This window comes from Ruegeria atlantica, from assembly GCF_013032505.1.
In the GTDB taxonomy this organism is placed as follows: Bacteria; Pseudomonadota; Alphaproteobacteria; order Rhodobacterales; family Rhodobacteraceae; genus Ruegeria; species Ruegeria atlantica_F.
The window spans coordinates 983,820-997,419 of the sequence record NZ_WQCG01000002.1 but is presented as its reverse complement, the minus strand read 5'-3'; the positions used below and the strand labels follow the sequence as shown (position 1 = coordinate 997,419).

The following is a 13,600-nucleotide window of genomic DNA, read 5'->3' as shown; positions in this document are numbered from 1 at the left end:
AGGGAACGAAAAATTCCTCGCACTACCCCTTTAATTAGAGCCGTTTTCAGCGCGATTTGCGCCGTCCTGAGAATCGGCTCCCAGAAAACCGTAGCGCGGTACTACAGAACCTGTATTTGGGCACCTATGGACCTGCAAATAGGTACCCTAGATCCTGTAAGCGGTTACCTTTTGGTATATAAGTCTTTGTAATTATTATATTTTATGGACGTAAAGATTCTAAATATTACAAATAAACTAAACGATTTGTTGCGTTCTTTTCCATTAATTGTTCGAGTTTCGTGACGAAACCAGCTGTTGGTAGCAATTTCTGTGGAAAAACCGACGCTGAGGATAGCCACCCGTGCAAATGTTCGCTACATTCCGCCATATACGCTGGCAAAGCGAACATTATATGAGGCACCGACAGTGAATAAAACCAACCAACCTCCCCTGCCCCCTTACCTTAATCTCGATCCGGAAAGTGCAGCAGCCAAGTTACCTGACCCTATCGGAACTTCACGATTCGCCAAAGCAGCGACATTCTGCGCTAAAGGCCGGGAAGATTTAGCTCGGAGAGGTTATGCGCCGGACGGCGAGAAACGGTTGCGTCGTTTCTCCATCTGGGAGATCACTAAGTACCTAATTCCGGTAGCGCCTGCTCACCTGAGACGGGTTCTCAAAGCTAACCCAGACCTTCCTCAGGGAGAAGGAGAAGCAGGATCCAAATGGTTTACTCTTGAAGAAGTACTAACCCTCCGTAAGCACTTTGCTGCGGAAGGTGTTAGCACCAAGGAGTATTTACCATATCGCCCAGATGGCCTACCTGCCAAAGTGGTCTCAGTTGCGAACTTCAAAGGGGGTGTCGGTAAGACGTCAACCGCGGCACACCTGGCTATGTCTGCAGCGTTGGATGGTTACAAAGTTCTTGTCGTCGATTTGGACAGCCAGGGTTCAATGACATCAATTCTTGGCGGTAGGGTAACAGACGAGTGGCAAACCGTGTTTCCTCTTATAGCCAAAGATTACGCGAAGGCTGTTCAAGAAGAGAACCGCGTCAGACAGGTCGGTGGTCAGGCCGAAATTCCCTTAGATGAAACGCTGCAGGAAGCTTTAAAGACAACGCCAAATGATGTTATTCAGAAAACACATTGGCCTAATATCGACCTCATCGGTGCTCAATTGAATTTATACTGGGCCGAGTTCCAGATCCCGGTGTGGCGCATGGGGCTCAGAAGTTGGCCTTTGTGGGATGGTCTTACAAATTTTCTGGAGGATGAGGGTGTCCTCAACGATTATGATATCGTTTTCGTTGATACCCCTCCTGCACTTGGGTACCTAACAATTAACGCTTTGGCTGCTGCGGACATTCTTCTGGTCCCGCTAGGTGCGTCTTTCCTAGAGTTCGACTCAACGGGCAGGTTCTTCGACATGCTCTACACGACTTTTGCAAGCATAGAAGATGGAGAAAACGCTGCGCAACGGGCGGCTGGGTTACCAGAGTTGAAGTTCGAATGGGATGTAGTGCGGGCAATTATCACACGATTTGATGCGAGCCAGCAAACGGATATGGCCAACGTCATTCAGGCATACTTCGGAGATTTCATGAACGCCTACCGGCAGGACTTCACCGCTTTGGTCGGTCAGGCTGGAGAACAGGTAAACGGGATTTACGAGGCCGACTACCGCGATTTTAACCGCGAGACCTATGTTCGTGGGCGCGAAACTTTTGATCGCACCTATGCCGAGTTCAAAGAAGTTCTAATAGGTTGCTGGTGGCGTGATGCCCAAGTGGGAGGAGAGTCGAATGGCTAAACGTAGAAGACTTGCTGTTCCAAAAACAGAAGAATTGGAAGAGTTGGAGGCGGGTTTCGCGGCGAAACCTTCATTGAACCCTTTTGAAGGCACAGCATCGGCACCACCGATTGCTCAGGTGGCCGCTGAAGCTGCCAGCTTAAGCGGAATGACAACAGTCACGGATCGGGTCGAATTGGCCAAAGATCAAAACGACGCGGCACGTTGGCGGGACGCACAGGACGCTGGTTTGGTAGCTGAAATGCTGCCAATTGACTTGATTGATGCCGAGTATATCCGTCGGGATAGGATGGTCGAAGACGAAGAAGCTATGGCTGAACTCCTAGAGTCTCTTCGAAATAACGGGCTTCGAACCCCCATTGAGGTGACACGTGAAGGCGACGGCTTTGGTCTTATCTCTGGGTTCAGGCGTTTGGATGCATTTCGTCGACTGGCCAAGACCGATAGTCAGTTCGCGTCCATTCCGGCCTTCGTGCGGGGAATAGGGTCGGGGCAGGGGGCATACGTCTCGATGGTTGAGGAAAATGAGCTGCGCTCCAACCTCAGTCCCTATGAACGCGGGCGCATCGCAGTATTGGCTGTAGGGCAGGGTATCTTCGAGTCAACAGAGGCCGCAGTCGACGTTCTATTCGCGGCAGCCTCAAAGGCCAAAAGATCGAAAGTTCGCAGCTTTGCTATGGTCCATGAAGCGCTTGGTGATTTGCTGAAACATCCTGTCGCGCTTTCAGAAAAAGCGGGTTTGAAAATCGCTTCTGCGCTACGAGGAGGTGCTCAGACTAGACTTCGCCAGGCTCTTGCAGAAGCCGATGTAATGGACCCAAAGACTGAATGGGACGTTCTTGAAAACGCGATGAACTCGTCCCCATCGCCTGCGACCAAGAAGGCCCGTGGAGGGCGTCCGCAGCAAGTCAAACCGTTGATCCCGGTTAAGTTGGCCGGAGGCGGTACCATTCAGGCCGAGCTGTCACCAGATGAAGTTCGTATTCGGGTTCGTTTACCGGGAGTTTCTGAAGAGGATGCTCAGGAACTGATCGAACAAGTCGCGCGTCACCTTAGCTAATCTTGTTGCGAAACCGAGAACAGCAGCGGTTGTTGTCGGTTTTCACTCATAGTCTCCTTGTCGACCGGGTAGAACAGCTTCATGGATATCTATGTTGTGCGCAAAAGTACCATTTAATGATCATTGCGATTTTGGAGTGCATACTTTCCAAGGTTTGGCGCAAGCTGTTGAATAGGCCAGCGCCAGCCTAATTCTGGATACCAGGCTCAGACGCAAGCTTTGAGCATTGACGCTGGGGAATTCAGAGGGAAAATAGCTGCGGGTGTATTTCCGCTGAAAGTCAGCTCATGATTTCCGTCAAAAGTGCGCAGGGACCAGAAGATGTGTTCGGAATTGCCAATTTGTTTGGTTGATCTCCGTTAGCCAAAAATTAGGACGTGAAGATACCGACCTGTATGCCGCGCCTGAAAGACTACTGCTCCCTCGCGAGATTAACGTTACGCAATCTGGCCCTGCCATCGCTTCGCCCTCAGCAAAACGGATCTTAAGTATCTCCTCTCCGAACGTGGCCTGTCAGTAAATCGCGAAACAATTCAGAAATTGGCAAATCACCTTGGCCACCATTTTCCAGTTCCATCCGGCGAAAGAGGTCCGGAGCGGTCGACAAATGGTATCTCGATGAAGTGGTCCTCCTGATCCGTGGCGGGAACTGATGGCTCTTGCGGACGGTAAGAGCAAAAGGGGATGTACTCGATGCCCCCGTTGGCCAAAGCTGAAACGCGAGAAGTCAATGAACCGCTTTAAATCACCCGTTCATGCCCAGAGATGTCTTGCCGCTCACGATCAACTCGATACAGTTTTTAGCCTCCACCGCTGCCGATCCTCTAGCATCTCCTACTGCTACACGAGGACAGATGCGCTCGGCCTCTGGGATATAGATGCACCCCAAACGGCCGCCTGAATGGATTGGCTTCTAGTCCCGCAAAATTCGTTGCACATGAAACAAAGCCGTCTTATAGTTTCGTATGCAACTAGACTCCTTTTTCCCATATCGTCTCGCCGTGGCATCTGAGGCGTTCTCAAGAAAGCTGACTGAAGTTTACCAGCGCGAGTTTGGGTTATCGCGGGAGGAGTGGCGCCTGCTGTTTCTGCTTGCCAACGCCAAAAACCTGACTTCTCTTGAACTTACCCAACGCACTACTCTGGACAAGGTTCAGGTCAGCCGTGCGGCGCAGAGGCTCGACGATAAAGGTCTGATAACCCGCGCGATATCTGAAGAAGATCGCCGGATCAGGGTCTATCACTGTACGCCGGAAGGTCTCCGACAGTTCGAAAAGCTACTGCCACAAGTCGATGCTTGCGCGCAGGGGATGCTAAATTCTATGTCAGCCGAGGATCGAGCTGCACTTGATCGAGGCGTTACTGCGCTTCTCAAAGCCGCAACGGAAACATAGTAACCCTTCAGGCTCCGCCAAGGCCGTTCTGGCGCACTTTAATCCATCCTGAGTGCGGGGTGTAACCTTCCGATGCGGGCCACATTTTACTGTCTTAAGTGCGCCGGATGAGCGCCCTAGTCGTGTCATGGGGCGTCGGGCTGGTTTTCTGGTCGGGCAGCGTCAAATGCAGGATGCGCCAGAGCGCGCTCCTCAATCTCAAGAAGCCGGGGAAATGGGTTCATGTCGACGCCCCAGCGATGTGCGTTGTACAGCTGTGCGACAAGGCAGATATCGGCCAGGTCCGGTCTTTCGCCAAAACTGAAGGTGGAGTTCTCAGCCAAAAGCGCCTGGTAGGCATGGAATCCTTCGGTCATCCAATGCCGGAACCACTCGATACCGTCCTCGGCCGTAAGCCCGTAGCGGGTCTTCAGATGCGTGGTCACCTTAAGATTGTTAACCGGATGAATGTCCATTGCGATCGTATGGACGGCAGCCTGGACCTGAGCGCGTTTGAACGGATCTGCCGGTAGGAGTGGGGGGTCGGGTATGGTGGCGTCAAGATAGTCGATGATCGCAAGCGATTGGGTAAGCACACGGCCATCCTTGAGGGCCAGCGTAGGAACGCCCTTGCCGGGATTCAGCGCGACGTAATCCGGTGCGCGCTGTTCTCCGGCAACAAGGTCGACGGGGATCGTTTCGTAGGAAAAACCTTTGAGATTCAGCACGATCCGGACCCGGTAGGAGGTCGTTGAACGCCAATAGCTGTATAGTTTCATATCGCTTTTGTTCTATTGTTGACCGGTTCAGGTCCAGTAGAAGGTCGGTCCCCACGCCGGAATACCATCCGGCGCGGGCAGCCAGTCAGGCGGTTTTGTTGAGCTCTTTTGCGTGCAACCAATCGGCGTGTTTCGGAGCTTTCTTTGTTTTTGACCAATCCTCAAGCATCAGCCATTTTACTTCGTCCATGCGTTTCAGCATCACTTCTTCTTCCGGATCTGGGCAGGCCAATTCGATACGATGGCCGGAGGGATCGAAAAAGTAGATGGAATGGAAAATCGAATGGTCGGTCACGCCGAGCACTTCGACACCGTTTGCCTCCAGATGGTCTTTGAACTGAATTAGCGTTTCGCGATCTTTTACCTTAAAAGCGATGTGCTGCACCCAGATGGGGGTATTCGGGTCCCGGCCCATCTCTGGCTTGGTCGGCAACTCAAAAAACGCGAGCACATTTCCGTCGCCGGCATCCAGAAACAGATGCATGTAGGGGTCGGGTTCGTGCGTCGAAGGGACATGATCCTCGGCGATGGCCAGTATGAAGTCCATGTTCAACATCTTTCCATACCATTCGACCGTCTCTTTCGCGTCTTTGCAGCGGTAAGCAACGTGGTGGATCTTCTCTATTTTCATCGGTTTCTCCTTTCCGAGGGAGCGGTTTTTAGGGTCGGGGCGGCGCACGGGGCAGCCGTTCACATAAGCCCCACCAACCAGAGCGAAAGCGAGGGGACCAGGATGAGCAACGTCAGCCGCAGGATGTCCGCGATCCAGAAGGGCAGCACGCCGCGGAAGATGGTTCCGAGTGAAACATCCTGCAGTACACCCTTCAGTACGAAAACATTCATGCCCACTGGTGGTGTGATCAGACTGATTTCTGTGGCCACGACGACGACAATTGCGAACCAGATCAACGCGTTTTCCGGATCGAGAAGCAGTTCGTTTGCAAACTCAAGCTCGAACATCAACGGGTAGAAGACCGGCACCGTCAGAAGGATCATCGAAAGACTTTCCAGAACGCAGCCAAGCACCATGTACGTTGCGATGATAAACAGGATCACAGCCCAGACTGGTAACTCATTATCGATGATAAAACCCGACAGTGCATCCGGCAAACCGGCATAGTTGATAAAGTTAGTGAAAAGTTCTGCGCCGATGATGACAGCAAATATCATTGCCGTCGCTCGGATCGAATCCAGCGTGGCCGTGAAAAAGCCGCGCCATGTCATTGTCCTGAGGGCCAATGCAATCAGCACGGCTGCGCCTGCGCCCATCCCGGCGGCCTCGGTCGGAGTGAAGAAGCCACCATAAATGCCGACCATGATGAAAAGGAAGAGGCCCAACACGCAAAAGACACCCACGACGTCGGACCGGCTCATCGGTTCGGTGTTCTCTTCTTCCGGAGCCAGGGCGGGGTTGATCCGTACGGCCACCATAACCGCGCCAAGATAGAGCAGGACGCCAATGATGCCGGGCACGATTCCAGCGATGAAGAGCTTTGCGATATTGGTTTCGGTAAGCAGGCCATAAATGATCAGGATCACCGAGGGAGGGATCAGAATACCCAGCGTACCACCAGCGGCGATGGAACCTGTCGCCAGCCGATCATCATAACCAAAACGGCGCATGGAAGGCATTGCCACTTTTGACATCGTCGCTGCCGTGGCCAGCGACGAGCCGCAGACCGCAGAAAAGCCTCCGCAGGAAAAGACCGAGGCCATGGCTAGCCCGCCGCGCAATCTGCCAAAAAGCCGATCAGCACCTGCAAACAGGCCGTGAGCTACGCCTGAACCGGCCAATACGTTTCCCATGAAGATGAACAGAGGTATGACCGAAAGGGAATAAGACAAGGAAGTGTCAAAGGCCACTTGACCTGTCATAGCCCAGGCCGGTTCCCAGCCGCGCATGAAGGCGAAACCGAAGCCGCCAACGGCCGCCATTGCGAATGCAATGGGTACGCGCAGGAGAATGAGACCCAGAAGGATCGCAAAGCCGATCAGAGATTCAATCATGGCGCGCTCTCCAGGTGGTCTTTGTCAGTCTTGTGCTCGACGGGTGGCTGCAATCCACGCAGAAAAGCGATGAATGCCGAAACCATGCATGAAACGCCGGCCAGGTAACCGAATGGCGCCAACGGAATCTCTAGCGCATTGGTCACCGCGCCATCATGGGCCGCTTTGGCCGCATGGGTGAAAAGACGCCAGGCGAAGGTGGCCAGCAGCGCCGCGGAAAACAGGCCCGCAAAGGCCGACATGAGACGTTGGGCCTTACCTCCAAGCGCAAGATTCAGCAGGTCTACTTCGACATGCTCGCGGCGTTCTGTTGTAAGTGGCAGAGCCAGAAAAACTAGTGCTGCCAGCAGAATTTCAGTGAGTTCGAAGGCGCCGGAAAGCGGCGCGTTGAACAGGTAGCGGCCAACCACATCCACACAAGTGATGAGGACGATGCTGAACAGGATCAGCGCAGCTCCGACACCCAGCGATCTGTCGAGCAGCAATCCGATGTCCAGCCCCTCTTCGGGGGGCTGGTCGGGGAAACGATGGCGAAGCCGCTCCATTGATCAGAAGTCCACGCCAGCTTGCTTGCGCATTTCTTCCAGTGCTGCCGCCCCGTCATAGCCGTCCGCCGAGATGGCTTCTGACCACGCTGTTTCGGCATCTGCTGCCTGGGATTTGATCGCATCAACGACTTCGGCTGGCGCTTCGTAGATTTCGATCCCGGCCTTTTCGGCCGCGGCGCTGCCTTTCTCGTCTGCACCAACCCAAGCTTCGCCAACCAGTGTGGCAAAGGCTTCGCCGGAAATCGCCTCGATGGCCGCCTGATCCTCTTCTGAGATCTCGTTCCATTTGTCTTCGTTCATGACCATGAACCAAGTGGTGTTGTAGATGCCGCCGGGGACTTGCATCGTGTACTTGACGTCTTCGGTCAGCTTGAACGCAGCCAGAGCATCGTACGGGAACGTCACGCCGTCGATCACACCGCGCGATAGCTTTTCATAGACTTCGCCCGATGACATGAACAGCGTCGTAGAGCCGAGACCGGACATGAGATCCGAGATATAGCCGCCGGGTACGCGGATCTTCAGGCCTGCGAAATCGTCCGTTGTCTCGATCTTGCGGACATTGTTGTGCAACATGCCTGGGCCGTGCACAAAAAGCCCGAGAAGCTTGGTGCCTTCATGTTCTTTCTGCGCCTCCAGTGGGCCGGAATAGACATTCCAGAACGCCTTAGACCCGGCAACAGCGTCGTCACCGATGAACGAAAACTGCCCGATCCGAGAGCGGGTGAAACGGTCGTCGGTGGTGAATGAATGAAGGCCGTAGGTGATGTCGGCAATACCTTCGGCAGCCATGTCGTAATGCGCCGGAGGCGGGCCCATGGGCTTTGCAAGAACACGTACAGTTACGCGACCATCGGTGACTTCTTCCACCTGTTTGGCCCAGGGTTTGATCGCGTCAACCACGATTGGGTGGCGTGGCGGCAGCCAACTTGAAAGCGCCAGCTTGGTTTCGGCCGCGGCCGTTGTCGCGATGGACATTGCAACGGTTGCAATGCCGGCGAGCAGCATGGTGTTGCCCTTTAGTTTGATGTTCATGGTTTCCTCCCTTGGATTACGTGATGTCTGCGGTCCTCAGCGCCTGGCTCAGGACGTCGCGATCGCCGATATGGTTGGCCAAAATCAGAATTAAACGCGCGTTGATCGCATCGCTTTCTTCCTTGCTCTTGCCCTCGTGGGTGGCCAAAAGTTCGGCGTAGAAATCGTCAGTTCCGTCAATATTGGGGGTCAGGATCAGGTCGTTCATTGGTTTGCCTCCTTGCCAATGGCCCGGCGCAAGGCCGCGCGCATAAGGGGCTCGTTGAATTCTGCTCGACGGGCCGCGACATGCTGGTCGGGGCGGATCAGGTAGACTGCAGAAGTGGCTTCGCCGAGGTAGCGTTTCTTGAGTTGACCAGTCGGGTCGTCGCGGGTCGAGAGCGCCAGCCGACGCGCGACGACCCCATCTTCTTCCAGAACGTCCGGTGCTTCTGTATCGATTGTCAAAAGAATGAACTTGTCGCCAAGTTTAGAGAGCAGGAATTCGTCGCCTACAGGCGCATCAGGGCAGGGGGCCCCTGGCTGGGTCCGCTCGGGACCGCCCGCAAGTGCATCGGCTGAATTGAGCCGTGATCCACTGTAAACACAAGGGACCGAAAGCCTGCCCGAATTCACCATCGGTCGCGCGAATTCATAGGTTCCGCTCAGGCTTAGGACCGCATCGCGGAAAATCTGGCTGGTTTCAGATTTCGGTGTGATGAAATCGGTAGAGCGGGTGGAGTTCAGGATGTTCTCATCCGCGCCATGGATGCGTTCGTCGTTGTAAGTTTCAAGCAGGCTTTCCGGCGCTTTGCCTTGAATTACCAACCCCAGTTTCCAGCCGAGGTTGTCGACATCCTGCATACCGGAATTGGCGCCGCGCGCACCAAAGGGCGAAACCTGATGCGCTGCATCGCCGGCAAAAATCACCCGACCAGAACGGAAGCTTTCCATTCGTTTGCATTGGAATGTGTAGATCGAGGACCAGACCATTTCATAGTCCACGTCCCCCAGCATCGCATCCAACCGTCGGCGGATATTCTCTTCTTTCAGTTCTTCCTTTCGGTTCACATCCCAGCCAATCTGAAAATCGATCCGCCAGACGTCGTCGGGCTGCTTGTGCAAAAGGGCAGAGGCACCCGAACCGTGTGTCGGCTCGAACCAGAACCAGCGTTCGGTGGGAAAATTCAGATCGCCTTTCAGTTTGATATCGGCGATCAGAAAGCTGTCCTCGAAGACGCGGCCGCTGAAATCAAGTCCGAGCATCCCGCGCAGCGGTGAATTTGCACCATCACAACCGATCAGCCAATCGGCTTCCAGCGTATAGAGTCCGTCTGGTGTCATCACCGTCAAAACGACGTGATCATCGAGCACCTGGACCGTGTCGACACGGTTTTTACCGCGCAACTGGATCGGGGCACCCTCGTCTTGCAACTCGCGCAGGCGGTCGATCATATATTGTTCGAAATAAGGTTGTTGAAGGTTGATGAAGGCGGGGTATTTATGCCCGCCCTCCGGCAGCAGATTGAATTCGAACACTTTATCGTCGCGGTGGAAAACCTTGCCGAGATTCCAGACGACTCCCTTGTCGAGCATCGGCTCACCACAGCCATAGCGATCCGCGACTTCCAGGCACCGCTTTGCGAAACAGATGGCCCGGCTGCCCATGCCGATACCTTCATGGTCATCAAGAACCACGACAGGAACACCCTGACGGCCGAGGTCAAGCGCGGTGGCGATCCCGATCGGCCCCCCGCCCATGATTACAACCGGGTGGCGTACCGGTACGTCCAGGTTCTGATCCGGCGACTTTTCGTATGGATAGCTTTTGTAAGCCAGCTTGTAACGGTCATCGAACATCGAAGAATCCCCTCCCTTCAGGCGCTCAACCCTGCAGTTGCTCCCACATTTCCAAGTCGCGTTGCGCCGTCCAGATGCGCGGCGTGTCGATGCCGCGCGCCTCGTCATAAGCGCGCGCTACGTTGAACGGCAGGCAGTGTTCGTAGATGGCGTAGTCCGCGAATTTCGGGTCGCAGGCGTCCCGAACAGCGTCCCAGGCCTCTTTCAGAGTTCCACCGCGCGCCGCAACTTTCGCCGCGGGAAGATAGGTGCTCTCGACGAAGTCCCGGGTGGACTCGATTGCCGCCTCAACCATGTCTTTGCCGATCAGCGCATCCCCGCGACCCGGTGCAATGGCGTCAACATCGAATGCAGCGATATTGTCGAGCGTGCCGCCCCAATCGTTGAAATGACCGTCACCGCAGTAGCAGGCCGAATGGTATTCGACGATGTCACCGGTAAACATGACATTCTGGTCAGGGACATGAATAACAATGTCACCTGCAGTGTGGGCACGTCCGAGATGCATCAGGTCAACGCGCCGGTTGCCAAGATAAACGCTCATGCGATCCCTGAAGGTGGTCGTGGGCCAAGTCAGCCCCGGAATGCTTTCATGGCCTTCGAACAGGCGCGGGAAGCGCTGAAATTCACTGTCCCAGTCTTCCTGACCACGCTCAACAACCTGTCCCCGGGATGTTTCGGACATAAGTACTTGATCCGCACCGTAGGCCGAGGCGCCAAGAACACGAACTGCGTGATAGTGGGTCAGCGCCAGGTGCGTGATCGGTTTGTCGGTTACTTCACGGACTTTCTCGATCACCTTGTTTGCCAGCCGTGGCGTTGCCTGCGCTTCGACGATCATTACGCTGTCATCACCGATGATCACGCCGGAATTGGGATCTCCTTCGGCAGTAAAGGCCCATAACCCTTCACCCACCTCGGTGAAGCTGATCGTTTTTTCAACCAAATCTCCCTGAGATGCGAATGCCTTAGCCATTGTGTTCTCCCAAAGTAATTTGCTTGCGACTCATGTCGTTTCATTTGCAACGACTATCGTTACAAATGAAACTAATGTCAATGCTGTTTCGTTTTGGAGCCATCGGTTTGAACGCCTCACTCAGAGAACATTCCAGTAGGGTTTCGCGAAGTATCTGACCGAAAAACAAGTTTTTTAGTTCGAGGTTCTTTGGAAGCCAGTCGCGCCTGGCCATTATCGAGTTTGCCAGTACGTCGAGATGGCTGAGTAGTCGGTTCTTTCCCAGTTACCCAAGGGTCTCGTGACCTGAAGATCTTCGTCGGGCAAAACCGGAATAGAAACGCCGGTGGAAAATCTATATGTTTGCACAATGTGAGTCAGAGGTTACCTCAGGGTGTCAAAGGTCTGCGTCCACCCGCATCCAGAACCCAGCAGGTGGCGCCTTCAAACACGGCAGCTGTAAGGGCGTGGCCATAGCCTGCTCCTGTATCCAGATTGATACGGTTGCCGTGATGTTCCGGCTCGGCCACATGGGTGTGGCCGTGAACCACCAGCCAGGGGTGAGGGGCCTTGAAGTCCAGAAACTCGTCGCGGATCCAAATCATGTCGTCTGGGTCCTGCTGGTTCAGCGGAACGCCGGGCCGGATGCCAGCGTGAACAAATAGCAGATTGTCCTCCAAATGGCAGGGCAGCAGCCCCTGCAGAAAGTTGATATGGGCCTGCGGAACCGTCGCTTTGGCGCGGGCGTGGATCTGAAAGATGCGATTGCCCTCGACCACGTCGACCCTATAAGACTTCAACGTTTCGACCCCGCCGATCCGTGGATGCAGCCAATGATATCCAACAAGCAGCCGTGCGTCATTGCGAGGGTATTCCTCCAGAAACATCCCGCACATCTGGTCGTGATTGCCGCGCAGGAAGATCCAGTTTCGGCCTTCCATCTTTCCCTGATTCAGTAAGTCCAGAACCCCACGGCTGTCGGGGCCCCGGTCTGTATAATCACCGATAAAGATAATTCTTGCGTCCGGGCCGCCATCCTGTTCGATCCGCGCCAGCGCATCCTGCAGCATTTCGAGCTGCCCATGTATATCTCCGATGGCATATATGGGATCGGGCATCGCGTTCTTTCCGGTTCAGAGGCTGATCTTCGGACTATCTGGCCCAGTCGATCCTGAAATCTTCGCGGAAGGCGAAACGGACCAGGTGCGCCTCGATCACTTTTTGCCATCGGGCCAAATCACCACGCGGTCCCGTTTCAGCTTCGATTGACAGGCGTTCTGCTGTGGCCGTCAACGTAACCCGATCTCCGTCGGGAAACGCAACACGGCCCTGATTGTCATCGAATGAGACCTCAGCTTTGTGGGACCAGTGTTTACACAATTGCTTCAGGTACTTGCTGGCGGCATCGGTCTGGGCAGTGCCCGATACGCTCTGATCCGGCAAAAGGGCCAGGGCTGCATCCGCCGACGCGCGGACGGTCTTTGCGAACAGGACAACGTCAATATCGGTGGCCAGAAAGGTGACGCCCAGATCCAGACACTTGCGCTGCATTGCCGGATCCATCGTCAGAATACCTGCCGCCTTGCCCGATGCGATGATCCGTTTTAGCGCGTTAAGAACAGCAGCCTCGACCTCGGGGTGGGCGGCGTTGCCGATATGCCCCATATCGGCGGCCAGATCCGAGGGGCCTATGAAAACCCCGTCTACGCCGGAAGCCAGAATATCGTCCAACGCGTCCAGCCCGGCGCGATTTTCCACTTGCACCAGCAGGCAGATCTGATCGTCCGCGGTTTTCAGGTAGTCAGGGATTGCAGCAAAGTGCGAAGCGCGCGCCAGCGCCGAGCCGACACCGCGCACCCCATGCGGCGGGTATTGCACGGCGCGCACTAGATCGTGCGCCTGATCGCCGCTTTCGACCATCGGAACCAGAATATTCTGAACGCCGGCATCCAGATACTGCTTGATCATCCAGGTCTCGCCAATCGGGAGGCGCGCGACGGGTACGCTGCCAGAGCTTTCGATAACGCGCACCTGTTCCAAAACTGTGCGTAGGTCGTTCGGCGCGTGTTCCCCATCGACCAGCAGCCAGTCGAACCGAGCGGTTGCGGCGATTTCCGCCGCGTAGGCATCGGCCATTCCAATCCAACAGCCTATCTGAGGCTGCCCGGCGGCCAGCGCGGCCTTGAACGTACTCTTTGGCGCAGGCATCA

Annotated in this window: 13 protein-coding genes and 1 pseudogene; 4 read left to right on the top strand and 10 right to left on the bottom strand. The window is 54.9% G+C overall.

Annotated elements, in window-relative coordinates; translation table 11 throughout:
- Nucleotides 1–408 precede the first annotated feature (408 nt).
- The 4 genes and pseudogenes from GOW92_RS11560 (at nucleotide 409) to GOW92_RS11545 (ending at nucleotide 4,248) form a co-directional block, all read left to right on the top strand.
- Complete coding sequence (locus GOW92_RS11560) at nucleotides 409–1,794, top strand: AAA family ATPase (RefSeq protein ID WP_170560731.1); 1,386 nt, start codon at nucleotides 409–411, stop codon at nucleotides 1,792–1,794.
- Nucleotides 1,787–2,854 (top strand): ParB/RepB/Spo0J family partition protein, encoded by a 1,068-nt coding sequence (locus GOW92_RS11555; protein WP_170560730.1) that lies wholly within the window; start codon nucleotides 1,787–1,789, stop codon nucleotides 2,852–2,854. The genes GOW92_RS11560 and GOW92_RS11555 overlap by 8 nt, the downstream gene beginning before the upstream one ends.
- Nucleotides 2,855–3,231: 377 nt before the next feature.
- Nucleotides 3,232–3,755: pseudogene (locus GOW92_RS11550) on the top strand (hypothetical protein).
- A 64-nt stretch (nucleotides 3,756–3,819) separates the two neighbouring features.
- Complete coding sequence (locus GOW92_RS11545; RefSeq protein ID WP_170560729.1) at nucleotides 3,820–4,248, top strand: MarR family winged helix-turn-helix transcriptional regulator; 429 nt, start codon at nucleotides 3,820–3,822, stop codon at nucleotides 4,246–4,248.
- A gap of 125 nt (nucleotides 4,249–4,373) precedes the next feature.
- Here GOW92_RS11545 and maiA read toward each other — a convergent pair whose 3' ends face one another.
- The 10 genes from maiA to GOW92_RS11495 all read right to left on the bottom strand — a co-directional run bounded on the left by maiA (nucleotide 4,374) and on the right by GOW92_RS11495 (nucleotide 13,598).
- Entirely contained in the window at nucleotides 4,374–5,006 is a 633-nt protein-coding gene (gene maiA / locus GOW92_RS11540; protein WP_170560728.1) for a maleylacetoacetate isomerase, read from the bottom strand.
- 85 nt (nucleotides 5,007–5,091) lie between these two features.
- Nucleotides 5,092–5,637, bottom strand: a complete 546-nt coding sequence (locus GOW92_RS11535; RefSeq protein ID WP_170560788.1) for a VOC family protein — start codon at nucleotides 5,635–5,637, stop codon at nucleotides 5,092–5,094.
- Between the two features lie 59 nt (nucleotides 5,638–5,696).
- Complete coding sequence (locus GOW92_RS11530; protein WP_170560727.1) at nucleotides 5,697–7,013, bottom strand: TRAP transporter large permease; 1,317 nt, start codon at nucleotides 7,011–7,013, stop codon at nucleotides 5,697–5,699.
- Nucleotides 7,010–7,558 (bottom strand): TRAP transporter small permease, encoded by a 549-nt coding sequence (locus GOW92_RS11525; protein WP_170560726.1) that lies wholly within the window; start codon nucleotides 7,556–7,558, stop codon nucleotides 7,010–7,012. Before GOW92_RS11525 ends, GOW92_RS11530 begins: the two co-directional genes overlap by 4 nt.
- Nucleotides 7,559–7,561: 3 nt before the next feature.
- Nucleotides 7,562–8,596, bottom strand: coding sequence for a TRAP transporter substrate-binding protein (locus GOW92_RS11520; protein ID WP_170560725.1), 1,035 nt, complete (start codon nucleotides 8,594–8,596; stop codon nucleotides 7,562–7,564).
- A gap of 16 nt (nucleotides 8,597–8,612) precedes the next feature.
- Nucleotides 8,613–8,804: a DUF2783 domain-containing protein gene (locus tag GOW92_RS11515; protein ID WP_170560724.1), complete on the bottom strand. Its 192-nt coding sequence runs from the start codon at nucleotides 8,802–8,804 to the stop codon at nucleotides 8,613–8,615.
- On the bottom strand, nucleotides 8,801–10,435 hold the full coding sequence (locus GOW92_RS11510) for an FAD-dependent oxidoreductase (protein WP_170560723.1): 1,635 nt from the start codon (nucleotides 10,433–10,435) through the stop codon (nucleotides 8,801–8,803). Before GOW92_RS11510 ends, GOW92_RS11515 begins: the two co-directional genes overlap by 4 nt.
- A 25-nt stretch (nucleotides 10,436–10,460) precedes the next feature.
- Nucleotides 10,461–11,411 carry an MBL fold metallo-hydrolase gene (locus GOW92_RS11505; RefSeq protein ID WP_170560722.1) on the bottom strand — a complete coding sequence of 317 codons (951 nt, stop codon included), beginning with the start codon at nucleotides 11,409–11,411 and terminating at the stop codon, nucleotides 10,461–10,463.
- Between the two features lie 368 nt (nucleotides 11,412–11,779).
- Nucleotides 11,780–12,508, bottom strand: coding sequence for a metallophosphoesterase family protein (locus GOW92_RS11500; RefSeq protein ID WP_170560721.1), 729 nt, complete (start codon nucleotides 12,506–12,508; stop codon nucleotides 11,780–11,782).
- Between the two features lie 34 nt (nucleotides 12,509–12,542).
- Complete coding sequence (locus tag GOW92_RS11495; RefSeq protein WP_170560720.1) at nucleotides 12,543–13,598, bottom strand: aldolase/citrate lyase family protein; 1,056 nt, start codon at nucleotides 13,596–13,598, stop codon at nucleotides 12,543–12,545.
- Nucleotides 13,599–13,600 lie beyond the last annotated feature (2 nt).

Bases quoted from the DNA above. Each gene is read 5' to 3' on its own strand.
- GOW92_RS11555 (WP_170560730.1), top strand. From the start codon at position 1,787: ATGGCTAAACGTAGAAGACTTGCTGTTCCAAAAACAGAAGAATTGGAA.
- GOW92_RS11545 (WP_170560729.1), top strand. From the start codon at position 3,820: ATGCAACTAGACTCCTTTTTCCCATATCGTCTCGCCGTGGCATCTGAG.
- maiA (WP_170560728.1), bottom strand. From the start codon at position 5,006: ATGAAACTATACAGCTATTGGCGTTCAACGACCTCCTACCGGGTCCGG.
- GOW92_RS11535 (WP_170560788.1), bottom strand. From the start codon at position 5,637: ATGAAAATAGAGAAGATCCACCACGTTGCTTACCGCTGCAAAGACGCG.
- GOW92_RS11530 (WP_170560727.1), bottom strand. From the start codon at position 7,013: ATGATTGAATCTCTGATCGGCTTTGCGATCCTTCTGGGTCTCATTCTC.
- GOW92_RS11525 (WP_170560726.1), bottom strand. From the start codon at position 7,558: ATGGAGCGGCTTCGCCATCGTTTCCCCGACCAGCCCCCCGAAGAGGGG.
- GOW92_RS11520 (WP_170560725.1), bottom strand. From the start codon at position 8,596: ATGAACATCAAACTAAAGGGCAACACCATGCTGCTCGCCGGCATTGCA.
- GOW92_RS11515 (WP_170560724.1), bottom strand. From the start codon at position 8,804: ATGAACGACCTGATCCTGACCCCCAATATTGACGGAACTGACGATTTC.
- GOW92_RS11510 (WP_170560723.1), bottom strand. From the start codon at position 10,435: ATGTTCGATGACCGTTACAAGCTGGCTTACAAAAGCTATCCATACGAA.
- GOW92_RS11505 (WP_170560722.1), bottom strand. From the start codon at position 11,411: ATGGCTAAGGCATTCGCATCTCAGGGAGATTTGGTTGAAAAAACGATC.
- GOW92_RS11500 (WP_170560721.1), bottom strand. From the start codon at position 12,508: ATGCCCGATCCCATATATGCCATCGGAGATATACATGGGCAGCTCGAA.
- GOW92_RS11495 (WP_170560720.1), bottom strand. From the start codon at position 13,598: ATGCCTGCGCCAAAGAGTACGTTCAAGGCCGCGCTGGCCGCCGGGCAG.